General features: G+C 69.3%; 6 protein-coding genes. 5 read left to right on the forward strand and 1 reads right to left on the reverse strand.

Annotated elements, in window-relative coordinates:
* Nucleotides 1-104 precede the first annotated feature (104 nt).
* The 4 genes from BO221_RS14650 (at nucleotide 105) to BO221_RS53700 (ending at nucleotide 18,387) form a co-directional block, all read left to right on the forward strand.
* Nucleotides 105-6,776, forward strand: coding sequence for an Ig-like domain-containing protein (locus BO221_RS14650; RefSeq protein ID WP_073561068.1), 6,672 nt, complete (start codon nucleotides 105-107; stop codon nucleotides 6,774-6,776).
* A gap of 93 nt (nucleotides 6,777-6,869) precedes the next feature.
* Entirely contained in the window at nucleotides 6,870-12,014 is a 5,145-nt protein-coding gene (locus tag BO221_RS14655) for an Ig-like domain-containing protein (protein ID WP_073561069.1), read from the forward strand.
* 160 nt (nucleotides 12,015-12,174) lie between these two features.
* On the forward strand, nucleotides 12,175-16,701 hold the full coding sequence (locus BO221_RS14660; protein ID WP_073561070.1) for an Ig-like domain-containing protein: 4,527 nt from the start codon (nucleotides 12,175-12,177) through the stop codon (nucleotides 16,699-16,701).
* 297 nt (nucleotides 16,702-16,998) lie between these two features.
* Nucleotides 16,999-18,387: an Ig-like domain-containing protein gene (locus BO221_RS53700; RefSeq protein WP_158079842.1), complete on the forward strand. Its 1,389-nt coding sequence runs from the start codon at nucleotides 16,999-17,001 to the stop codon at nucleotides 18,385-18,387.
* Between the two features lie 54 nt (nucleotides 18,388-18,441).
* Here BO221_RS53700 and msrA read toward each other — a convergent pair whose 3' ends face one another.
* A complete protein-coding gene (gene msrA, locus BO221_RS14675; RefSeq protein ID WP_083681037.1) occupies nucleotides 18,442-19,059 on the reverse strand; it encodes a peptide-methionine (S)-S-oxide reductase MsrA in 618 nt (205 codons plus the stop codon).
* A gap of 149 nt (nucleotides 19,060-19,208) precedes the next feature.
* On the opposite strand from msrA, the gene BO221_RS14680 reads away from it, so the two are divergent.
* Nucleotides 19,209-25,619 carry an Ig-like domain-containing protein gene (locus BO221_RS14680; RefSeq protein WP_073561071.1) on the forward strand — a complete coding sequence of 2,137 codons (6,411 nt, stop codon included), beginning with the start codon at nucleotides 19,209-19,211 and terminating at the stop codon, nucleotides 25,617-25,619.
* Nucleotides 25,620-25,636 lie beyond the last annotated feature (17 nt).

The following is a 25,636-nucleotide window of genomic DNA, read 5'->3' on the forward strand; positions in this document are numbered from 1 at the left end:
CGGCTTCCGGCGGACGGGGAGCGCTTTTCTGGCCGGGAGAGATCCAATTCCAGGGAATTCCTTCAATCCACCGGGAAACGGATTTCGTCCCCGAGGGGGAGACCATGCGGACCCTGGTGACATTGCTCGTGGCGGGACTGGTGCTCACGGCCTGTGAGCGCCCCGCCGCCGAGCGCATGCCCGAGACCGGGGCACCGAAACGGACGGTGAAGTCCTTCGTCGAGGGAAGCCGGCTGCTCGAGACCGGGAAGGCCGTGCCGGGCGAGTATATCGTCATCCTCGACGAGAAGGCCCTGGCCGAGGAGCCGGTGGAGGCGCTCGCCCGTCAGCTCTCCGCGCTCCACGGTGCCACCGTGCGGCACATGTACTCCCGGGCCCTGCACGGCTTCTCCGCGACGATGAGCGAGGAAGCCGCGCTGCGGCTGAGCAACGACCCGCGCGTGCGTTACGTGGAAGAGGATGGCGAGGCGTCCTTCGCGAGCACGCAGGACAACGCGCCCTGGGGACTCGATCGCATCGATCAGCGGGCGCTGCCATTGGACCAGCTCTTCCGCTACCAGAGCATCGGCGGCGGGGTTCATGCCTACGTCATCGACTCGGGCATCCGCCTCACCCACGCCGAGTTCGGCGGGCGCGTGGCCCCCGGCTTCTCCGCCATCGAGGACGGCAACGGCTCCAATGATTGCAACGGCCACGGCACGCACGTGGCGAGCACGCTCGGCGGCGCGACCGTGGGCGTGGCCAAGGACGTCACCCTGCACCCGGTGCGGGTCGTGGGATGCAGCCCCTCGTTCACCTGGTCGCAGGTGCTCGCCGGCATCGACTGGGTCACCGCGAACCATGTGAAGCCCGCGGTGGCCACCCTGAGCCTCACGGGCGAGCCGATGCAGGCGGTGGATGACGCGGTCGCCGCCTCCATCCACGCGGGCGTCTTCTATGCGGTCGCGGCGGGCAACGGCGCCAGGGACGCGTGCTCCGTCTCTCCCGCCCGGCTTCCCGCGGCCATGACGGTCGCGGCGTCCAACCGGGCCGATGCCTGGTCCTCCTTCTCCAACCACGGAGCCTGCGTGGACCTCTTCGCTCCAGGCGAGGGCATCACCGCGGCCTGGTTCTCCGATGACACCAGCCAGGCCTCGCTCAGCGGCACCTCGATGGCGAGCGCGCACGTGGCGGGTGTGGCGGCGCTCTTCCTGGAGAGCCACCCCCTGGCCACCCCCGAGCAGGTCTCCGCCGAGCTCACGGGCAGCGCCACCCCCGGCAAGCTCAGTGCCCTCCCCGCCTCCTCTCCGAACCTGCTCCTGTACGCGAGCAGGTGCACCGGCAGCGGCCCGAGCCCGTCGCACGCCGTCCTCTCCTCGCCCTCCAGCGGCTCGATCCTGAGTGGCCCGGTGACCCTGACGGCCACCGCGACGGACGACGAGCGCGTCACGCGGGTCGAGTTCTTCCTCGGCGGGCGCTCGCTGGGCTGGGATGCCACGGCCCCCTACGAGCTGGTGTGGAACAGCGCCCTCGCCGGCAACGGCCCGGCCGTGCTCACCGCGAGGGCCTACGACACGAACTGCAACGAGGCGGTGAGCACTCCCGTGGACGTGACGCTCGAGAACACCGGGAACGCGGCGTTCGAGGCCTCATTGGGCGCGCCCTCCTGCGCCACCCCGGGCAACCGGTGCGACTCGGTGTGGCTCCTGGAGGGGCGTGCGGACCTCGGCCCCGAGGTCCACCAACCCAATACCGTGGGCGGCTCGTGCGCGGATGGGACGGAAGGCACGTATGGCGCCAGCCCCTCGTTGGAGCGGCTCGTCGTCTCGCGGAGCGATGGCACCGCGTTCGCCGCGGGCAAGGAGGTGACGGTCCAGGCCACGGTCCGCGCGAGCACCCAGGCCGCGAACGAGGTCCTCGACCTCTACGTCGCGCCCGACGCGAGCCATCCCACCTGGTCCCTCGTGGGCTCCCTGAAACTGCCCTACCAGGGCGCCGGAACCTGGACGCACTCGAGCAGGATTCTGCTCCCGGCGAGCGGGCGCAACGTCCTCCGAGGCGTGTACCGCTCGGGCAGCGGCACCGCTTCCGCCTGCACCTCGGACCCGCTCGCCGACCATGACGACCTCGTCCTCGCGGTGGGGACGGAGCCGGACTCCATGCCTCCAACCGTGATCATCAAGACTCCGGCGGGGGGCTCCACGCTCACGAAGACGGTCGACGTCATCGTGGAGGCGATCGACAACTTCGGCGTGCACCGCGTGGAGCTGTACGACGGCACCACGCGGGTCGCCACCAGCCCCCACTCCCCCTCCACTCCCTATCGGATTCCCTGGGACACCCGGACGGCGCCCAATGGCTCCCATACCCTGACCGCCCGGGCCTATGACCTGGCCGGCAACGTCACCACCTCGGCCCCGGTCACCGTCCAGCTCGACAACGACATCGTGTTTCCCACGGTGAGCATCAACACCCCCGTGGAAGGCGCGACCGTGCGCCAGGTGATCCAGATCTCGGCCGTGGTCAACGACAACCGGGCCGTGACGTACGCCTCCGTCGTCGTGGACGAGCGCCTCATCAACTCCTTCTCGGGCTACTACTCCCCACTCCGCGACGTCCAGACGGGCTGGGACACCCGCCTCTTCTCCAACGGGCCACACGCCGTCCGCGTGAAGGCCTTCGACGCGGCCGGCAACGAGACGGAGCGCACGGTGAACGTGCTCGTGGACAACGACTACCTCCCTCCCGAGAACGCGATCACCTCGCCCACCGCTGGGGCGGCCGTGAGCGGACTCGTCTCCTTCGAGGCGATCGCGAGCGACAACCAGGGGCTCGCCGACGTGTCGTTCTTCGTGGATGGAGACCTCCTCGGGACCGACTCGGCGGCGCCGTACGCCGTCACCTGGAACTCGGCGGACGTGCTCAACGGCAGCCACACGCTGACCACCCGGGCCCGCGACCTGGTGAACTACTTCACCACGAGCGCGCCCATCACCGTGGAGGTCAGCAACCCGGGCAGCGCCCGGTTCGATCCCGTCTTGAAGGTGCCTCGCTGTGACGCCGTGGAGGCGCTCTGTGACTCCCGGACGCTGGTGCGGGGACGGGCACAGCTGCGCCCCGAGCTGAACACGCCCAACACGTTGGATGGCTGCCTCGACGGAACGAGCGGGTACTACCAGTACGACGAGTCCATCGAGCGGCTCCGGGTGCTTCGGGAGGATGGGACGCCCCTGACCGCCGGGAAGCGGGTCCGGATCGAGACCGACGTCTGGGTCCGTTACATGCCCACGGGCTACACGCTGGACCTGTATTACACGGCGAGCGCGACCGCGTCGCCCGTGTGGACGTACCTCACCTCCGTCAAGCCCACGGCCACGGGACTGCAGCGGCTGTCGGCGGACTACGTGCTGCCCGCCAGCGGTCCGGCGGCCATCCGCGCGGTCTTCCGCAACACCACGCCCACCGGGCCCTGTGTGGCCGGCACGAGTACCGATCGTGACGACCTGGTCCTCGCGATCGGTCCGGGCGAGCCGGACACCGTCCCTCCGGAAGGGGTCGTGCTCACCGCCCCCGCTCCAGGCGTCACGGTGAACGGAGCCGTCACGCTGACGGCCTCGGCGAGCGACAACCTCGGCGTGGTGGCCGTGGACTTCTTCGACGGGGAGACCCTGATCGACACGGCGGCCCAACCCCCGTACAGCGTGAGCTGGAACAGCCGCAATGGCCCCAACGGCGGCCGCACGTTGACGGCCCGGGCCCGGGACCTGGCCGGAAACGCGGTGACCTCATTGCCCGTGATGGTGACGGCGAACAATGACCTGGTGGTCCCGGTGGTGACCCTCACCGCTCCGGCCCCGGGAGCCCGGGTGGGCCGCCTGGTGGACCTCCTCGCGGACGCCACGGACGATCGCGGCGTCACCCGGGTGGAGTTCTACGACGGCACCGTGCTGATCGGCTCCGACACCTACCCGCCCTTCGGCTACACCTGGAATCCGAGGGCCACCGAGGTCAGCACCCGCACGCTGACCGCCCGGGCCTACGACGCGGGCGGCAACATGGCCATCTCGGCACCGGTGGAGGTGGTGGCCGTCCCGCCCGAGAGCACGCCTCCGTCCGTCCTGCTCACCACGCCGGTCAGTGGTGCGAAGCTCGGCGGGACCGTGACGCTCTCCGCGGACGTCACCGATGCGTCCGGCGTGGCCAGGGTCGAGTTCCTGCTGGATGGTGCACTGCTCGGGACGCTGACCTCCCCGCCCTACGACTACGCCTGGAACACGGGCTCCACGGCGAACGGCGGCCACTCCCTGAGCGTGCGCGCCACGGACATCCACGGCAACGTCGCCACCTCTCCCGGGGTGAGCGTGACGATCGACAACGTGGATCCGTCCGTGACCCTCACCTCACCGGCCAGCGGGACGGCCGTGGTGGGCGTGGTCTCCCTCCAGGCGAACGCCTCGGACAACGAGGGGATCGCCCGGGTGGACTTCCTGGTGGACGGGGTGTTGCTCGCGAGCGACACGACGGCCCCCTATGCGGTGGACTGGGTCAGCGGCCTGTGGATCAACGGGAACTACACGGTGATGGCCAGGGCCCAGGACGTGGCGGGCAATGACACGTACAGCCAGATCCGGGTGAGCACGAACCAGCCCGGCGCCGCTGGCTACGACTACTCGCTCCGCGTCCCGAGGTGCTACACGCCGGGGAGCCTCTGCGACACCACGGGCTACCTGAAGGGCCGGCACACCGGGGAGTTCAACGGAGGCCCCGGCACGATCCGCATGACCTGCACGGACGGCACGGACTCGCTCGAGGCGCGGAAGATCGATCGCATCCAACTGACGAGCCTCGGCGGAGCGCGCTTCACTCAGGGCCAGCGCGCCCGGGTCGACATCCACGTCAGCGCCGTCGAGCCGGCCACGGAAGCGCTGGATCTGTTCTTCGCGAGCGATGCCAACAACCCGTCCTGGACGTACCTGACCACGCTCCAGCCGGCCACGGCGGGGGCCCAGGTGCTCTCGACGGAGTACGCGCTGCCCGCGGGCGAGCTCCAGGCGGTGCGAGCCCAGTACCGGGTGGGGAGCGGCAACGGCTCGGCGTGCAGCACCGGCCCACAGGACGATCATGACGACGTGGCCTTCGCCGTGGACTCGGGTCCGGCGGTGACGCTCTCCCTCAGCCCCAACGCCGCGCAGGTGAAGGGCACGGTCTGGCTGTCCGCGACGGCCACCGACGCCCAGGGAGTGGCGAGGGTCGAGTTCTACGTGGACGGCACGTTGCTCGGCACGGACACCAGCTACCCCTATGGCCTGAGCTGGAACAGCGCCTCCGTGGCGGACGGAGTCCATTCGCTCACCGCCAGGGCGTATGACCTCGGAGAGTTCTCCAGCACCTCCACGGCCATCGTCGTGACCACCGACAACACCGCACCGGACGCGGCGCTCACCTCCCCCACGCCGGGGATGTTCCTCCGGGGCAATGCCGTGCTCGCGGCCGCCGTCAGCGACAACCAGACGGTCTCCAGGGTCGAGTTCCACGCGAACTGGACGCAGATCGGCACGGTCTCCAACGCGCCCTACACGATGACCTGGAACACCACGAGCGTGGGGGACGGAACCTACAACCTCATGGTGAAGGCCCAGGATGGCGTGGGCAACGTTCGCGCCTCCAATGGCGTGGCGGTGACCGTCGACAACACGGCGCCCGCGACGGCCGTCAGTGCTCCGGCGCAGAACGTCCTGGCCGGGGGAATCGTCCAGGTCAGCGCCACCGCCAGCGACGCCCACGGGGTGGCGAAGGTCGAGCTCTACGCCGATGGCTCGTTGATCGGCACCGACACCAGCTCGCCCTACTCCGTGAGCTGGAACAGCGCCACCGTGGCGGACGGGGCCCACACGCTCACCGCCAGGGCCTACGACCTCGCTGGCAATGTCCGGACCTCCACCGCGGTCACCGTGAACACCGACAACACCGCGCCGGACGCGGCGCTCACCGCTCCCTCGCAGGGAATGTTCCTGCGAGGCTCCGTCCTGCTCGAGGCCTCCGCCAGTGACATCCTCGGGGTGACGAAGGTCGAGTTCCACGACGGCGCGACGCTGCTCGGCACCGACACCACCGCGCCGTACGCACTGAGCTGGAACACGTCAGGAGTGGCGGACGGGGTCCACTCGCTCACGGTGAAGGCGTTCGACAGCATCGGCAACACGCGCACCTCCGCCCGAGTCGAGGTGAGCGTCGACAACACCGCGCCCACGACGGCCCTCGGGACTCCAGCGCAGAACGCCTCGGTCCGGGGAACCGTCGCGGTCAGCGCCACCGCCAGCGACAACCTGGACGTGGAGCGGGTCGAGTTCTACGCGGGCACGACACTGCTCGGCACGGCCACCACCGCGCCCTACGTGGTGAGCTGGGATACGACGGCCCTGGCCACGGGCAGCGTCGTCACCCTCACCTCCCGGGCCCATGACACGGCGGGCAATGTCACGACGTCCCCCGCCCGCACCGTCACCGTGGACCACGTCGCGCCCACCGTGGCCATCACCTCTCCGGCCAACGGGACCTCGTTCTCGTTCCTCACCTTCAGCACCACGCTCCAGGCCAGCGCCAGTGACAACGTGGGCGTCACCCAGGTGGTCTTCTACGACGGCGCCACCGTCCTCGGCACCGACACCACGGCGCCCTTCAGCTTCAGCTGGAACCTGCTGGGCGTGGCCAAGGGCACCCACACCCTGACGGCCAGGGCCCATGACGCGGCGGGCCATGTCACGACGTCCGCGCCCATCTCCGTCCGGGTGAACTGACCCCCCTCGCTCTTCCGCACTGGGAGTGATCCAATTTCCCTGGATTTGTTCAATTCCAGGAAAAGGGATTTCAGCCCCTGTGGGGGGAGGACCATGCGGACCATACGGACCCTGGTGACGCTGTTCGTGGCAGGACTGGTGCTCGCTTCGTGCGAGCTCCCATCTGAAGGAGGCACGGCCGGGAGCGAGGCCGGGCCCTCCCTGGAAACGGCGCGGGGCGAGCTGATCGACTACTGCAACGGCCTGGGCCCGAATCCGCCGGCCATCTCCATCACCTCGCCCGCCTCCGGTGCGGCGCTGAGCGGCACGGTGACCCTGACCGTCAACGCGACGGACGACGAGCGTGTCACGCGGGTCAGCTTCTACGTCGACGGCCGCCTGCTCGTGACGGACACCGTGCTGCCCTTCGAGCTGGTGTGGAACACCGCCACCCATGGCAACGGTCCGGCGGTGCTCACCGCCGTGGCCTCGGACACCCGGTGCCAGTCCACGACGAGCGCTCCGGTGGAGGTGACGATCGAGAACGCCGGAATCGCGGCGTACGATCCCACGTGGAGCGCGCCCGCCTGCGCCACCGTGGGCAGCACGTGTGACTCGGCGGATCTCCTGTCGCTGCGAGGGCCCACCCTCGAGGAGTTCCATCAACCCAACACCGTGGGCGGCTCCTGCCCGGATGGGACGGCGGGCATCACGGGCTATAGCTCCGGTCCCTGGCTGGAGCGGCTCGTCGTCACCCGGAGTGATGGCACCCCATTCGCCGCGGGCAAGGCAGTGACGGTCCAGGCCACGGTCCAGCCGAGCTCGGCCTACGCGGATGAGTCCCTGGATCTCTATGTCGCGACCGATCCGGCCAATCCCACCTGGACCCTCGTCGCCACCCTGTTCCCGTCCTACTCGTCCGGGAACCCCATGACCCTCTCGACCACGTACCTGATGCCGATGAGCGGGCTGCACGTCCTCCGGGGCGTGTACCGCACGAACGGCCGTTCCACCGCTCCGTCTCCCTGCATCCCCATCCCGTCCGGGGGTGCTGGCGGCGATGACCATGACGACCTCGTCATCACGGTGGGCCCGGAGACGGACATCACTCCTCCCGCGGTGGCCATCACGTCTCCGGTGTCCGGCGCCACGCTCGAGCGCTTCGTCAACGTCACCCTGGAGGCGAGCGACAACTTCGGCGTGCAACGCGTGGAGCTGTACGACGGCACCACCCTGCTCGCCACGTATACCACCCCGCCTCCCTACTCGTTCAGCTGGGCGACGCGAACGGTGTCCAATGGTCCCCACGCTCTCACCGCTCGCGCCTATGACCTGACCGGCCATGTCACCACCTCGGCTCCGGTCAACGTCGTGATCGACAATGACTACGTGCCGCCGCAGGTGGCGCTCCTCCAGCCCGTGGAGGGCGCGACCCTGCGCGGGACGGTCTCGCTCGAGGCCAGTGCCAACGATGATCGGGGCTCGGCGTACGTCGAGTTCCGCGTGGACGGCCGCCTCATCGGGACCCGGTACTCCCCGCCGTTCACCTTGAGCTGGAACAGCCGCAAGCAGTACTCCCCCGGAGGCTCGGAAAGCGGAGTGGGCAACGGGGCCCACGTCCTCAGCGCGACGGCCTATGACCCGGGCGGCAACGCCTCGACCCCGAGCTCGGTGAACGTGATCGTCGACAACGACTACACCGCGCCATCGGAGAGCACGCTCACCTCGCCCGCCAGTGGGGCGCTGCTGAGCGGCCTCGTCACCCTCGAGGCGACCGCGACCGACGAGCAGGGAATCGCGGAGGTGTCGTTCTACGTGGACGGGCGGCTCATCAGCTCCGACACGACGGCCCCGTACTCCATCTCCTGGGACTCGGCGGAGGTGTCCAACGGCGAGCACAAGCTGAGCACCCGTGCCCGGGATGCCGGGGGCAACAGCAAGACCAGCGCGGACGTCACCGTGCAGACGAGCAACGCGGGCAACGTGCGCTACGACACGTCCCTGCGGGTTCCCCGGTGCGACCTCGCGACGGCGCGCTGCGACAGCCGGGAGTTGCTGCTGGGACGCGGGGGCCAGGAGAAGAACACGCCCAACACGCTGGACGGGTGCGTGGACGGCAACTCCTTCGACTGGTCCCACATGAGGGAGGCCGTCGAGCGGATCCGCATCATCCGTGAGGACGGAACGGTGCTGGCCGCCGGCAAGCGGGTCCGGATCGAGGTCGATGTGAGGGCCGGCTACATCCCCGCCGACACCCTGGACCTGTACCACTCGGCGAACGGGGCCCGGGGGACCACGTTCACGAAGTTCGCCTCGCTCCGGCCCACGGATGGAGCCGGGCCCTATCAGACGCTCTCGGCGGAATTCATCCTGCCCGCGGGCAACCTGCAGGCCATTCGCGCGCGCATGCAGTCGAGCGTGGACCTGTACAACCCGCAGTGCCAGGCGGTGGAGAACTACACGGATCGCGACGACCTGGTCTTCGCGGTGGCCCAGGAGGCGGACACGGCGCCCCCCTCCGAGGTGGTGCTTACTTCCCCGGCCAACGGAGCGGCGGTGACCACCTCCGTCACCCTCACGGCCGTGGCGAGCGATGACTTCGGCGTGGTGGCGATGGACTTCTATGATGGGACGGCCCTGATCGGCACGGACACCTCGGCGCCGTTCAGCGTGGTCTGGAACAGCCGCAATGGCCCCAATGGCAGCCGCACGTTGACGGCCCGGGCGCGGGATCTCGCCGGAAACGCGACGGTCTCGGCACCCGTGACGGTGACGGCGAGCAACGATCTCTCCGTGCCGGTGGCCGCCATCACCTCGCCCTCCGATGGCTCCAGGTTTGCTTCCTTCGTGGATATCGCCGCGAGCGCCTCGGACCCCGAGGGCGTCACCAAGGTCGAGTTCTACAGTGGCACCCAGTTGCTCAACACCGTCACCTCCGCGCCCTACACCTACCGGTTTCATCAGCAGACTTCGCAGACCCGCTCGTACGCCCTGACCGCGAAGGCCTATGACGCGGCTGGCAACGTGGGGACGTCGGCGCAGGTGGTGGTGACCCTGGTGACCGAGCTCGAGCCCCCCGTCGTCTCGCTCACCTCGCCCGTCCCTGGCGCGAGGCTCTCGAAGACCGTGTCGCTCTCCGCGGAGGCCACCGACAACTCCGGGTTGGTGAGCCGGGTGGAGTTCCTGCTGGATGGCGCCGTGGTGGTCGGAAGCGATACGTCCGCGCCCTTCACCTTTTCCTGGAACACCCAGACGGCGGCGAGCGGGAGCCACACGCTGGCCGCTCGCGCCACGGACCCGTACGGTAATTACGCGGACTCCGCGGCGGTGAGCGTGACGATCGACAACGCGGGCCCGGCCGTGGCCCTCACCTCGCCGGCCAGTGGGGCGACGGTGGGCAGCGTGGTCACGCTCCAGGCGAGCGCCACGGACGACGCCGGGGTCGCCCGGGTGGAGTTCCTGGTGGATGGGGTGTTCCTGGCGAGCGACACCACGGCGCCCTACAGCGTGGCGTGGAACAGCGGCTCGTGGGCGAACGGGAGCCACACGCTCTCGGCCAGGGCCTATGACTCGTTGAACAACGTGGCCACGAGCGCCGCAGTCCCGGTGACCACGGTGCAGCCCAACACGACGGTGTCACTCACCTCTCCTTCCAACAACGCGTACGTGAAGGGCCTGGTCCCGCTGACCGCGACCGCCACCGACAGCCAGGGAGTGGTGAAGGTCGAGTTCTACGTGGACGGGACGTTGCTGGGCACCGACACCACGGCGCCCTACGAGCTGAGCTGGGACAGCACCCCGGTGGCGGATGGCGCCTACACGCTCAGCGCGAAGGCCTACGGTCCCCTGGGCATTCCCAGCACTTCCCTGCCGGCCACGGTGTACGTGGACAACAACGCACCGGCCGTGGCACTCGCGTCCCCCGCGCCGGGGGCGTTCCTCCGGAGCACGGTCTCGCTCTCCGCCACCGCCAGCGACACCGTGGGCGTGGCGCGGGTCGAGTTCTACGATGGCACGGCGCTCATTGGCAGCGACACCACGGTGCCCTACTCGATGAACTGGAACACCACGAGCGTGACGGGCGGGGCTCATACGCTCACGGCGAAGGCCATCGACGGCGCCGGCAACGTCACCACCTCCGCCAGTGTGGCGGTCACCGTCGACAACACCTCGCCCACGGTGGCCTTCGCCACTCCGGCGAACAACACCACGGTCCGGGGGAGCGTCCTGGTCAGCGCCACCGCCAGTGACAACCTGGCCGTGGCCCGGGTCGAGTTCTACGCGGAGGGAACGCTGCTCGGCACCGACACCAGCGCGCCCTTCGAGGTGAGCTGGAACAGCGCCACCATGGCGGATGGTTTCCGCGTTCTCAACGCCAAGGCCTACGACAGCGCTGGCAACTCCGGCAGTGCCTTGCTCCTGGTGTTCCTCGACAACACTCCGCCGGACGTGGCGATCGCGTCCCCCGCGCCGGAGGCACTCCTCCGGGGCACGGTCGTGATCACGGCCACCGTCAGCGAAGCGGCCCGGGTCGAGTTCTACGACGGTGCGACGCTGCTCGGTACCGACGCCACCTCGCCCTACCAGGTGAGCTGGAACACGGCGAGTACGGCGAACGGCGCGCATACGCTGACGGCGAAGGCCTTCGACAGCGTCGGCAACACGCGCACCTCCGCCGCGGTGGAGGTGACGCTCGACAACACCGCGCCCACGACGGCCATCAGCGCTCCGGCGCAGGGAGCCTCCGTCCGGGGAATCGTCGCGATCAGCGCCACCGCCAGCGACAACCTGGGCGTGGACCGGGTCGAGTTCTACGCGGGCACGACGCTGCTCGACACGGTCACCACCGCGCCCTATGTGGTGAGCTGGGACACGGCGGCCCTGGCCAGTGGAACCACCGTCACGCTCACCACGAAGGCCTACGACGCGGCGGGCAATGTCACGACGTCCGCCGCCCGCACTGTCACCGTGGACACCACCGCACCCACCGTGGCCATCACCTCGCCGGCCAACGGGACCTCGTTCTCGTTCCTCACCTTCAGCACCACGATCCAGGCCAGTGCCAGCGACAACGTGGGCGTCACCCAGGTGGTCTTCTACGACGGTGGTGCCGTCCTCGGCACCGACACCACGGCGCCCTACAGCTTCAGTTGGAACCTGCTGGGCGCGGCCAAGGGCAACCACACCCTGACGGCCAAGGCCTATGACGCCGCGGGCCACGTCACGACGTCCGCGCCCATCACCGTCAAGGTGAACTGACCTCGCGGACACGGGAGTCCGCGTCCTGGAGCATCGACGCGGACTCACCGGGGGCCGCACCCCTCGAGACGGGTCCTCCCTTTCGCACCGGAGCGATCCACTTTCCCTGGATTTGTTCAATTCAGGGGAAACGGATGCCGTTCCCCGAGGGGGGAGACCCATGCGGACCCTGGTGACACTGCTCGCGGCAGGACTCGTGCTCGCTTCCTGCGAGTCCCCACCCACCGATCTCACGAAGACGCCAGAGCCGGCCACCAGCCCGGGCACTGGCGCGCTGGCGCAGCCCCTGGATGAGCCGGGCAACGCGACGTTCGAGGCCCTCTGGGGAGTGCCCGCGTGCACGGCTCCGGGCAGCAGGTGCGACTCGGGCGAGCTCCTGAAGGGCCGGGGAAGCCTCGGTCCCGAGCTCCACTCGCCCAACACCGTGGGCGGCTTCTGCGCGGATGGCAGCGATGGCTCGCCTGGCGCTGGCCCCTCCCTGGAGCGGCTCGCGATCACCCGGGCGGACGGCACCGCGTTCGCCGAGGGCAAGGAGGTGACGGTCCAGGCCACCGTCATCCCGGCCTCGACGTTCTGGAAACAGGTCCTGGACCTCTATGCCGCGCCCGATGCGAGCAATCCCTCCTGGACCCTCGTCGCCTCCGTGGAGCCGCAGTACAGCGGAACCCAGGTGCTCTCGGCCACGTACCTGCTCCCCGCGGGCAGCGGGCTCCAGGTGCTCCGAGGCGTGTTCCGCACGGACGACACCAGCGCCTCCGCATGCTCTCCGGGCCTCTTCAACGATCATGACGACCTGGTCTTCGCGGTGGGAACGGAGCCGGACACCACACCGCCGGCCGTGGCCATCACGTACCCGGCGAATGGCGCCACGGTCCGAAACACCATCCACTTCGTGGTGAACGCGACCGACGACTTCGGCGTGCAGCGCGTGGAGCTGTATGAGGGCTCGATGCTGATCGCCACCGACTCCCAGCCCCCCTTCTCTCCGAGCTGGGCGACCCGGGTGGTGCCCAACGGTTCCCACACCCTCACCGCCCGCGCGTATGACGCGGCCGGCCACCTCACCACGTCCGCTCCGCTCCACGTCGTGGTGGACAATGATTTCGTGCCGCCGACGCTGTCGGTCCTCACGCCCTCGGAGGGAGCGGCCGTGAGCCAGACGGTCTCCATCTCGGGCCTCGTCAACGACGACCGGGGCGTGACGAGCGTCCGCGTCGAGATTGGACCCCCGAGTTGCAGCGCGAATGCCTGCGCCATCGAGGGCCTGTACCACGGGGACTCCGAGCCGTTCACCGAGTTCTCGATCGACTGGAACACCCGCACCAGCACCAACGGGCCGCGCGTGCTGCGCGTGACGGCCTATGACATTGGAGGCAATGCCTCGCCGACGGTCACGGTGAACGTCAACGTGGACAACGACCGCACGCCTCCCGTGACGGCGATCACCGCGCCCGCGAGCGGCTCGGTCCTCAGTGGCCCGGTCTCCGTCGAGGCGAGCGCGAGCGACGACCGGAGCATCGCGTCGGTGGCGTTCTACGTGGATGGCCACCTCATCCAGAAGGACACGGCAGCGCCGTACGCCATCACGTGGGACACGTCGAGCATGGCCAACGGCGGCCACACGATGCACACCATCGCCACGGATGGAGGCGGCAACCAGACGAAGAGCGCGTCCGTCACCGTGGAGACGAACAATCCGGGCGCGGACACGTCCTACGATGCGGTCCTGGGATCGCCCCGGTGCGGCTCGGTGCGGTCGAGCTGCGACTCGCGCCACCTGCTCCGGGGACGGTCCGAGTACGGTCTGGAGCCGAACCCGCCCAACACGCTGGACTCCTGCGTGGACGGCTTCATCTACAACTCCACCTACAACGAGGCCGTCGAGCGGCTCCGGGTGATCCGTCAGGACGGTATGGTCCTGGCCGCTGGGAAGCGGGTCCGGATCGAGGCCGACGTGTGGGTCAGCCAGGCCGCCTTCGATGGCCTGCACCTGTACTACAAGGCGGATGCGACCCGGGGCAGCTGGACGAAGCTCACCAGTTCGGGGCCACTCAGGCCTCCCGCGGGCACGAGCAACCAGAGCCTCGTGACGCTGTCGGCGGAGTACGTGCTGCCCGCCGGCGCCCTGCAGGCCGTGCGCGCGGAGTTCGGTTTCGGCGAGGGCTTCGGCACCTCCTGCAACGAGCGCTCTCCCTGGTCCTCGGTGAACGATCGTGACGACCTGGTCTTCCCGGTCAGCCAGGAGCCGGACACCCAGCCCCCGGGGATCGTGATCACCTCGCCCGCCAGCGGAGCAACGGTGACCGGGTGGGTCCCGGTGACGGTCGCGGTGAGCGACGACTTCGACGTCACGGCCGTGGAGCTCTACGACGGGACGATGCGCCTCTCGAGCAGCACCCAGGCGCCGTTCACCCTGGGCTGGTACACCTGGGGCCGTCCGGCCGGCAGCTACACCGTGACCGCCCGGGCCTACGACGCGGCCGGCAACGTAGGGACCTCCGCGCCGGTGACGGTGACCGTCGCGCCCGAGCAGGTGCCGCCCACCGTCTCGCTCACCGCGCCCGCCAACGGCGCGACGCTCACCGGGACCGTGACGATCTCGGCGGAGGCCAACGACAACGAGTCCGGACTGAGCAAGGTCGAGTTCCTCCTGGACGGGGTGCCAATCTATGCCGCCACCTCCTGGCCCTACCGCTACGTCTGGGACACCCGGACGGCGGCCAGCGGCGGCCACACGCTGACCGCGCGGGCCACTGATCGCCATGGCAATGTCTCCACCACCTCGGTGGGAGTGACGATCGACAACGCGGGCCCGGCCGTGGCCATCACCTCACCGGCCAGCGGGGCGACGGTGGGCGGCGTGGTCTCGATCCAGGCGGACGCCACGGACGGGGCTGGCGTGACGCGGGTCGAGTTCCTCGTGGACGGGGTATTGCTCGGGAGCGACACGACGGCGCCCTTCGGCGTGAACTGGGACACCCGCTGGACGGCGAACGGGAACCACACGCTGCAGGCCAGGGCCTATGACACGTTGAACCAGATGACCACGAGCGCCGAGGTCACGGTGACCACGCTCCAGCCCGGAAGCGCCGTGTACGACTCCGTGCTTCGCGTGCCCCTGTGCGCCACGCCGGACAACGTCTGCGACACCACGACCCTCGTGATGGGCCGGTGGGCCTATGAGCCTCACGATCCCAATACGCTCCGGGGGAGTTGCTACGACGGATCGGCCTCCGCCTTCGAAGCCGACAGCCAGAAGATCAACCGGCTCAAGGTGTCCTCCATCGATGGAGCGGCCTTCGCGCCGGGCGGGCGCGTCCGGATCGATGTCCACGTCAACGTCTTCGACACCGCCACGGACGCGCTCGACCTGTTCTACGCGAGCGAGGCCAGGAGCCCCTCGTGGACATACCTGACCACGCTGCGGCCGGTGGCGGCGGGAGCCCAACTGCTCTCGGCGGAGTACGTCCTGCCCGGTGGCTTCCTGCAGGCGGTGCGAGCCCAGTTCCGCTCGGGTGGCAGCGCCAGCTCGGCGTGCAGCACCGGCTCGTCCGACGAGCGTGACGACGTGGCCTTCGCGGTGGACGGAGATCCACTGGTGACGCTCACCGCGCCCTCCTCGGGTGTGCGGGTGAAGGGCCTGGTCTCGCTCACCGCGACGGCCTCCAGCGCCTCGCCGATGAACCGGGTCGAGTTCTACGTGGACGGGACGCTGATTGGCACCGACACCAGTGCGCCCTACGAGCTGAGCTGGGACAGCGCCACCGTGGCGGACGGACCCCACTCGCTCACCGCGAAGGCCCATGACACCGGAGGCCGCGTGGGGACCTCCACCCCGGTCGTGGTGAACACCGACACCACCCCGCCGGCCGTGGTGCTCACATCACCCGTGCAGGGAAGTTTCGCCCAGTATGGTGTCATGCTCGAGGCCTCCGTGAGCGACGCCGGAGGGGTGACGAAGGTCGAGTTCTACCGGGGCACGACGCTGCTCGGGACCGACACCACCGTGCCCTACTCGCTGAGCTGGAGCACCACGGGCGTGGCGGATGGGGCCCATCCCTTCAGCGCGAAGGCCCATGACAAGGCCGGCAACGTGCGCACCTCCAGCGAGGTGGTGGTGACGCTCGACAACACCGCGCCGGTGACGGCCGTCAGCGCTCCGGCACAGGGCGCACTGCTGAGGGGCACCGTCCCGGTCAGCGCCACCGCCAGCGATTCCGTGGGCGTGGAGCGGGTCGAGTTCTACGCGGGCACGACACTGCTCGGCACATCCACCATCGCGCCCTACGCGGTGAGCTGGGACACGGCCACCGTGGCCAGTGGAAGCGTCACGCTCACCACGAAGGCCTATGACGCGGTGGGCAATGTCTCCGTGTCCGCTGGCCACACCGTCACGGTGGACAACGTGGCGCCCACGGTGGCCATCACCTCGCCGGCCAACGGCACCTCGTTCTCCTTCCTCACCTTCAGCACCACGATCCAGGCCAGCGCCAGCGACAGCATGGGCGTCACCCAGGTGGTCTTCTATGACGGCGCCACCGTCCTCGGCACCGACACCACGGCTCCCTACAGCTTCAGTTGGAACCTGATGGGCGCGGCCAAGGGCAACCACACCCTGACGGCCAGGGCCCATGACGCGGCGGGCAACGTCACCACCTCGGCGCCCATCACCGTGAAGGTGAACTGACCCCGCCGGAGGCGGGCGTCGGAGCCCCAAGCCCTCGGAACAAAGTCTTTCAGGGGAGAGGGAGTCCGTCTGGTTCTTGCCCTCCTCCCGGCCGCGCTCTTCACGAACTTGTCCAACTGTTGGACAAGTCTGGCGAGACCGTGTCCGGAGGGGCTCCTCCTACTCTCGAGCTGATGGCTTGGGGTCGAGTGCTGTTCGCGCACGGAGAGCGCTGCACGCTCGCACCGTGCGGAAACAGGTGTCGCGCCACGCGCCAGGGTCCATATGCCGGGTGGCGGCGATGCCTTCGGCGGTGCGGTGAACAGACTGGGACAGGTGCTGATCGCGGGTGGCGGCAGCAGCGTGGCCACCAACACCGTGATCCTCTACGAGCCCGCGACGAATACCTGGAGCACCCTGGGGAACATGCTCCAGCCGCGGAGGCTGTTCGAGATCGCCGAGCTGCCCGATCACCGCTTCCTCATCACAGGGGGCTACTACGGCTATCAGACCACGACGCACAACACGATCTCGGAGATCTATGACGATGGCAGTGCCTGCGAGCCGGTCACGTGCGCGGCCTCGGGCGCGGCCTGTGGTTCCATCTCCAACGGCTGTGGTGGCACGCTCGAGTGTGGCTCCTGCCCGGGTGGCCAGATCTGCTCGGCCAGCAACACCTGCGAGATCTGCGTGCCCACCACCTGCGAGTCGCAGGGCCGGGTGTGCGGCTCTTCCTCCGACGGCTGTGGCGGCACGCTCGAGTGCGGCACCTGCTCGGACGGCCTGAGCTGCCTGGACGGCGTGTGCGCCATTCCACCCCCTCCCACCGTCTCGTTCACCTCGCCCACGGAGGGCAGCACCGTGCAGGGCAACGTGACGCTCTCGGTCGACGCGGCCAGCATCGTGGGGATCTCCCGGGTGGAGTTCTACCTGGGGACGGCCCTGCTCGGGACCGACACGAGCGCTCCCTTCACCCAGGCCCTGAACACGCGCGGCTACCCCAACGGGACGCAACCGCTGACGGCCAGGGCCTACGACACCATGGGAACCCAGGGCAGCACCGGGATCAACGTGACGTTCAACAACGATTTCACCGCCCCCACGGTCTCCATCACCAGCCCCGCGCAGAACGCCATCCTCACCGCTGGGAACACCTACGTCATCCGCGCCTCGGCCAGTGACGATCGCGGCGTGAGCAATGTCGATTTCTACCGGAATGGTTCGTGGGTCCTCTCGCGTGCCACGGCTCCGTATGAGGTGAGCTGGACCCCTTCCCTCGGCAACGTCGGCAGCCACACCTGGTACGCCAGGGCGTATGACGCCGCGGGCAACGCCACCGACAGCGCGGTCCTGACCGTGACGGTCCAGGCCCCGCCCACGTCCCCGAACGGTCCCCTCACCTACAACGCGAGCAACACCAACAGCGCCCAGCAGAACACGGTCAACCAGACCATCGCCCTGACGGCGGGCCAGACGCTCACCCTGGGCACCTGCGGTGTGACGGGCTCGTCGTACTCCGGGGACACCTACCTGCGGCTCTACAACCCGAGCGGCACGCAGGTGGCCTTCAACGATGACGCGTGTGGTGGCGGGGGCTCGAACTTCACCTACACCGTGCCGTCGGGCGCGGGCGGCAGCTACCAACTGCGCGCCGGTTGCTACTCGAGCGGCAGCTGCAGCGGCACCGTGGCCTGGACCCTCCAGTAACCCGGTGAGGCGGCGGGCCCCAGGAGACGGGGCCCGCCGTGCGCCTCGGGATGCTCAGTCCCGCATGTAGTGGCAGGTGTAGCCGTTGGGGTTCTTCACCAGGTAGTCCTGGTGATACGCCTCGGCCGGGGTGAACTCGCCCGCGGGGGTGATGGCGGTGACGACCGGACGGGGCCACTTGCCCGACTTGTCCACCCGGGCCTTCACCGCCTCGGCCACCCGGCGCTGCTCCTCCGAGACGTAGAAGATGGCGGAGCGGTACTGCGTGCCCACGTCATTGCCCTGCCGGTTGAGCGTCGTCGGATCGTGCATGCGGAAGAACCACTTCTCCAGCAGCGTCTCGTACGTCAGCACCTTCGGGTTGAAGACGACGCGCACGGACTCCGCGTGCCCCGTCTTCCCCGTGCTCACGTCGGTATAGGTGGGGTGGGAGAAGGTGCCGCCCGTGTAGCCGACCTCCGTCTCCACGACGCCCGGAATCTTGCGCAGCAGATCCTCCATTCCCCAGAAACACCCTCCGGCCAGGTAGGCCGTCTCCGTCAGGGCTTCCTTGACGGCATTCGGCGCCTTGGCCGGCGGAGCGCCATACGCCTCGGTGAACGCGCTCGACACCACGAGCAGGGCCAGGGCCACGGGCAACCAGGGGAGAGCAACACGGCGGGTGGGTGACATGAGGTCGGACTCCAGACGCCCGGAGTGGGCGCTCCTGGCGGATACGCGGGACCCTCCCGTGAGGTTTCCGCACGCGGGCGGATCCAATTTCCCTGCATTTGTTCAATTCAAGGAAAACGGATTTCATTCCTTCGAGGGGGAGAAGACCCATGCGGACCCTGGTGCCACTGCTCGCGGCGGGACTCGTGCTCGCGTCCTGTGAGCGAACGACCGCTCCCGAGCCCAAGCCCACGCTCCATGTCGAGGCCACGGCGAAGCAGCCGAAGTCCTTCGTGGAGGGAAGCCGGCTGCTGAAGACGGAGAAGGCGGTCCCGGGCCGGTACATCGTCGTCCTCGAGGAGACGGCCGCGAGGTCCATGGACAAGACGCGGGGGGAGCCGCTGGCGAAGCAGCTCGCCACGCTCCACGGGGCCTCCGTGAAGCACGTGTACTCCCGAGCCCTCCAGGGCTTCTCCGCGACGATGACGGAGGCCGCGGCGCTGAAGCTGAGCAACGACCCGCGCGTGCGCTACGTGGAGGAGGACGCCGAGCTCTCCCTCCAGGGCACGCAGGCGAACCCGCCCTGGGGACTGGACCGCATCGATCAACGCGAGCGGCCGCTGGACGGGACGTACACGTATGACGCCACCGGCAACGGGGTGCACGTCTACGTCATCGACTCGGGCATCCGCTTCACCCACACCGAGTTCGGTGGGCGGGCGGTGCCTGCCTTCACAGCCGTCCAGGACGGCAACGGTTCGGGTGACTGCCATGGCCACGGCACGCACGTGGCGGGGACGATCGGCGGGGCGACCTACGGCGTGGCCAAGGGAGTGACCCTGCACTCCGTGCGAGTGGCGGACTGCGTGGGCTCGGGCAACGTGTCCACCCTGATCGCCGGTATCGACTGGGTGACCGCCCACCATGTGAAGCCGGCGGTGGCCAACGTCAGCCTGTCCGCCGCCTCGTCCACGTCGCTGGACGAGGCGGTCACCCGCTCCATCAACGCCGGAGTCACCTACACGGTCGCGGCGGGCGACCAGCAACAGCTCGTGTGTTACCGGTCTCCGGGCCGGGTTCCCGCCGTGCTGACGGTCGGGACGAGCGACGCCAACGACACGCCCTACCTCTTCACCAACTCCGGCGCCTGTCTGGACTTCTTCGCGCCGGGCGTGGACATCCCCTCGGCCTGGCACAACAACGACACCAGCACGTACACGCTCACCGGCAGCTCGATGGCGGCCGCGCACACGGCGGGGGTGGCGGCGCTCTACCTGGAAGGCCATCCCCTGGCCACACCCGGTGAGGTGTCCACCGAGCTCACCACCCGCGCGACGCCCGGCATGATGCCGTTCTACCCGAACTCCGAATCTCCGGACCGGCTGCTGTACGCGCGCGGCAACGGGGCGGATCAGACTCCGCCCCAGGTCACCCTCATGGGGCTCTCGGCGGGCGCGACGGTGAGCGGCACGGTGACCCTCACCGCCTCGGTGACGGATGAATCGGGAATCGCCCGGGTCGAGTTCTACGCGGGTGACCGGAAGATCGGCTCGGATGACACGGCGCCCTATGCGCTGAGCTGGAGCAGTCTCGACACCCTCAACGGCCCGGTGGTGTTCACCGCCCGGGCCTCGGACGTCCACTACAACCACGGCGTGAGTCTCCCGGTCGAGGTGACGCTCGCGAACGCCGGGCAGGCGGAGTTCGATGCCACCTGGGGGGCGCCCGTCTGCGTGGCCGTGGGCAACCGGTGCGACTCGGGGCGGCTGCTGGAGGGCCGGGGGATCGCCGGTCCCGTGGCGGGCGCCGAAGCCCACCAGCCCAACACCCTGGGCGGTACCTGCCCGGATGGACTGGGCGGGACGTACCTGGATGCGCCCTCGCTGGAGCGGCTGCTGATCTTCCCGAGCGATGGCACCACCTTCCAGGCGGGCAAGGAGGTGACGGTCCAGGCCACGGTCTTCGCGGAGGTCAGCCCCTTCTCGGGAACCGAGCGCCTGACGCTCTTCGCCGCGGCCGACGCGAGCAATCCCACCTGGGTCCAGGTGGCGAGCGTGTTGGCGGCCCAGCAGGGGCTCCATGTGCTCACGGCCCGGTACGTGCTGCCAGCATCGGGAGGGGTGCAGGCCCTCCGGGGAGCGCTCCACCTGGGCGGCTCCTTCTCCAACGGCTGCGCGCCGTACAGCGGCTACACCATCGACCATGATGACCTCGTCTTCACGGTGAACCAGGAGGCGGACCTCACGCCCCCGAGCGTGACCATCACCTCGCCGGTGGAGGGCGCCTCGGTGAGCCGCGGCGTGAACATGAAGGTGGCGGCGAGCGACGACTTCGCCGTGCAGCGCGTGGAGCTGTACGCGGGCACCACCCGGCTCTCGACGGACACCGAGGCGCCTTACGAGAAGTACTGGCCGACCCAGAGCCTGGCGAACGGTGCCTACACCCTCACCGCGCGGGCGTACGACGCGGCCGGCAACGTGTCGGAGAGCAAGGTGAACGTGACGGTGGACAACGACGTCACGCCCCCGTCGGAGCCCGTGCTCACGGCTCCCGCCGCCGGGGCGGTCCTGAGTGGCACGGTCACCCTCGAGGCGTCCGCGAGCGACGACCGGGGGGTGACGCGGGTGGGGTTCTACCTGGATGGGACGCTCCTCGGAACTGACGCGACGGCACCGTTCACGTTCACCTGGGACACGGAGACCGCGTTCAACGGGAGCCACAGGCTGAGCGTCGAGGCCTATGACGCGGCGGGCCAGTGGACGTGGGGCGCGCCCGTCACGGTCGAGACGCTCAACGCGGGCAACGCCCACTACGATCCACTCCTGGGGGCGCCCCGGTGCGACACCGTGATGGAGCGCTGTGATACCCGGGAGCTGGTCCTGGGGCGGGGAGCGGAGAGCGAGCGGAACTCGCCCAACACGTTGGACGGGTGCCTCGACGGCACGAAATACGGCCTGGCGGAGAACATCCGGGGGATCCGGGTGCTCGGGGCGGATGGCACGGCCCTGACGGCTGGCAAGCGGGTCCGGGTCGAGGTGGACGTCGCCACCGACAACAAGGACTCCGTGCCGGTGGACCGGTTGGTGGTGTTCTCGGCGGCGGATGCGACACAGCCCGCGTGGGTTCCCATCGCCACCGTCAGTCCCCTGAAGGTGGGCGTGCAGACGCTGCAGGTGGAGTACGTCCTGCCCGCAGGCGGCCTACAGGCGGTGCGTGCGAAGTACGGCGTGGGGGCGGGGAGCGCGGCGGCCTGCGGCGTGACGACGCCCGAGAACCATTGGATCGATCACGACGACCTGGTCTTCCCGGCCGGCACGGCGACGGACACCGTCCCGCCGCAGGTGGCGCTCACCGCGCCCGGCAATGGAGAGACGCTGACCGGAAACGCCCTGGTGTCGGCCGCGGCGAGCGACGACTTCGGCGTGGCGGCCGTGGAGTTCTTCGAGGGGGAGACGCTGATTGGCACGGACATCACGGAGCCGTTCGGGGTGATGTGGAACACCCGGAGCGTGGCGAACGGGAGCCACACGCTGGTGGCCCGGGTGAAAGACGTGGCCGGACACGTGGTGGCCTCGCTGCCGGTGACGGTGACGACGGACAACGACTTCGTCGTGCCCGTGGTCTCCCTCACCTCTGTCTCCCCTGGCACCCGCGTGGCCGTGAGTCAGCAGGTGTGGGTCTACGCGAACGCCACGGACAACGTGGGCGTCACCCGGGTCGAGTTCTTCCAGGGCGGCTCCTCCTATCCGTTCGGCACCGGCTACTCCGTCGACAACACCTTCAGAGTCCAGACCTCGTTCAGCTACACCGGCCAGTACGTCCTGACGGCCAAGGCGTATGACGCGGTCGGCAACGTGGGAGCCTCACAGCAGATGACGGTGATGGTCGTGCCCGAGCTCACGCCTCCGTCCGTCTCGCTCATCGCGCCCTCCAGTGGAGCGACGCTCGGCGGAACGGTGACGATCTCCGCGGACGCCAGCGACTCCTCCTCGGTGTCCAGGGTCGAGTTCCTCGTGGACGGCACGCTGCTCGGGACCGACACCCTCAGGCCCTACAGCCTCTCGTGGAACACCCTGACGGTGGCCGGCGGGAGCCACACGCTGACCGCGCGCGCCACGGACACACATGGCAACGTCGCCACCACCACTCCGGTGAGCGTGGTGGTGGACAACGCGGCCCCGGCCGTGGCCCTCACCTCCCCGGCCAGCGGAGCCACGCTGAGCGGCGTGATTTCCCTCCAGGCGGAGGCCACGGACGACGTCGGCGTCACCCGGGTGGAATTCCTGAGGGACGGGCTGCTGATGGGCAGCGACACGACGGCGCCCTTCGGCATGGATTGGGACAGCACCACGAGCGCGGATGCGAACTACACCCTGACCGCCAGGGCCTACGACGCGACGAACAAGGTGACTACGAGCGCCGCGGTGACGGTGACCACGCTCCAGCCCGTCAGCGCCGTGTACGACGCCACGCTGCGCGTGCCGAAGTGCGCCACGCCGGTGGACGTCTGCGACACCAAGAACCTCGTGACGAGCCAGTACACCTCGGAGCCCAACCAGCCCAATACGATCAACAGATCCTGCTCCGACGGAGTCACCACCGCGTATGCCATCCAGCGGATCAAGCTGTCGAGCGTCGAGGGAGGGCCCTTCACGGCGGGGCAGCGCGTGCGGATCGAGGTCTACGCCAGGTTCTATGACGCCGCGCCGGCCTCGATCGATCTGTTCTACACGAGCGATGCCACCCGCCCCTCGTGGACGCACCTGACCACGCTGCCGGCCACGCCGGGGAGCCAGGTGCTCTCGGCGGAGTACGTGTTGCCCGCCGGCCTGCTGCAGGCGGTGCGCGCCCAGCTCCGGCTCGACGACGATCCCCTGTCGGCGTGCACCCCCAGTGGCTATGGCGAACACGACGACGTGGCCTTCGCGGTGCTGGCGGAGCCGGTGGTGACGCTCACCGCTCCATCCAACGGTGCGCAACTGAAGGGCCTGGTGCCGATGACCGCGACGGTCGCGAGCGCCTCGCTGGTGACGAAGGTCGAGTTCTTCGCGGACGGGACGCTGCTCGGTACCGACACCAGCGCTCCCTACGAGCTGAGCTGGGACAGCGCCACGGTGGCGGACGGGGCCCACGCGTTCACCGCGAAGGCCCATGACACGGAAGGACGCGTGGGAACCTCTCCTGTGAGCACCGTGAACATCGACAACACGCTTCCGGACGTGGCGCTCACGTCACCCGCGCCTGGGGTGTACCTCGGGGGCAGTGCCCTGCTCGAGGCCACCGCCACGGACAACCAGTCGGTCTCCAAGGTCGAGTTCTACGTGGATGGGTCGCTGCTCGGCACCGCCACCAGCTCGCCCTACACGAAGAGCTGGACCACGGGGTACTGGACGGAAGGGACCCACACGCTCACCGTGAAGGCCCATGACGGTCTCGGCAACGTGCGCACCTCCGCCGGGGTCCAGGTGACCGTCGACAACATCGCTCCGACGGTGGCACTCAGCGCTCCGGTGCAGAACGCCCGGCTCCGGGGGACCGTCCAGGTCAGCGCCAACGCCAGCGACAGCGTGGGCGTGGCGAGGGTCGAGTTCTTCGCGAACGGAGCACTGATTGGCACCGACACCAGCACGCCCTACTCGGTGAGCTGGGACAGCACGAGCGTGGCGGACGGGGCCCACTCGCTCACCGCCAAGGCGTATGACCACGCCAACCGCGTCAAGACCTCGGCCGTGGTCACGGTGAGCACCGACAACACCGCGCCGGAGGCGGCGCTCGTCTCGCCCGCGCCGGGGACCTACCTCCGAGGCACCACCCTGCTCGAGGCCACCGCCAGCGACGCCGTGGGGGTGACGAAGGTCGAGTTCTACGCGGGCACGACGCTGCTCGGCACCGACACCACCGCGCCCTACCAGGTGGACTGGAACACGGCGGGCATGACGGATGGGGCCCACACGCTCACGGCGAAGGCCTTCGACAGCATTGGCAACGAGCGCAACTCCACCGGCGTCCAGGTGACGGTGGACAACACCGCGCCGGTGACGGCCGTCAGCGCTCCGGCGCAGGGCTCCCTGCTGCGGGGAACCGTCCCGGTCAGCGCCACCGCCAGCGATTCCGTGGGCGTGGAGCGGGTCGAGTTCTACGCGGGCACGACGCTGCTCGGCACATCCACCACCGCGCCGTATGCGGTGAGCTGGGACACGACGGCGGGAACCCAGGGCAGCATCACACTCACCACGAAGGCCTACGACGCGGTGGGCAACGTCTCCGTATCCGCCGCCCGCACCGTGACCGTGGACAACGTGGCGCCCACGGTGGCCATCACCTCTCCGGCCAACGGCACCTCGTTCTCCTTCCTCACCTTCAGCACCACGATCCAGGCCAGCGCCAGCGACAACGTGGGCGTCACCCAGGTGGTGTTCTACGACGGCGCCACCGTCCTCGGCACCGACACCGCGGCGCCCTACAGCTTCAGCTGGAACCTGCTGGGCGCGGCCAAGGGCAACCACACCCTGACGGCCAGGGCGTATGACGGGGCGGGCCACGTCACGACGTCCGCGCCCATCACCGTGAAGGTGAACTGACGCCTGGAGCCAGCACG

The organism is Archangium sp. Cb G35 (assembly GCF_001896145.1).
GTDB classification, from domain to species: domain Bacteria; phylum Myxococcota; class Myxococcia; order Myxococcales; family Myxococcaceae; genus Archangium; species Archangium violaceum.

What these genes read in the sequence shown, in the direction of transcription:
- BO221_RS14650 (WP_073561068.1), top strand. Translation starts at nt 105, where the DNA reads ATGCGGACCCTGGTGACATTGCTCGTGGCGGGACTGGTGCTCACGGCC.
- BO221_RS14660 (WP_073561070.1), top strand. Translation starts at nt 12,175, where the DNA reads ATGCGGACCCTGGTGACACTGCTCGCGGCAGGACTCGTGCTCGCTTCC.
- msrA (WP_083681037.1), bottom strand. Translation starts at nt 19,059, where the DNA reads ATGTCACCCACCCGCCGTGTTGCTCTCCCCTGGTTGCCCGTGGCCCTG.
- BO221_RS14655 (WP_073561069.1), top strand. Translation starts at nt 6,870, where the DNA reads ATGCGGACCATACGGACCCTGGTGACGCTGTTCGTGGCAGGACTGGTG.
- BO221_RS14680 (WP_073561071.1), top strand. Translation starts at nt 19,209, where the DNA reads ATGCGGACCCTGGTGCCACTGCTCGCGGCGGGACTCGTGCTCGCGTCC.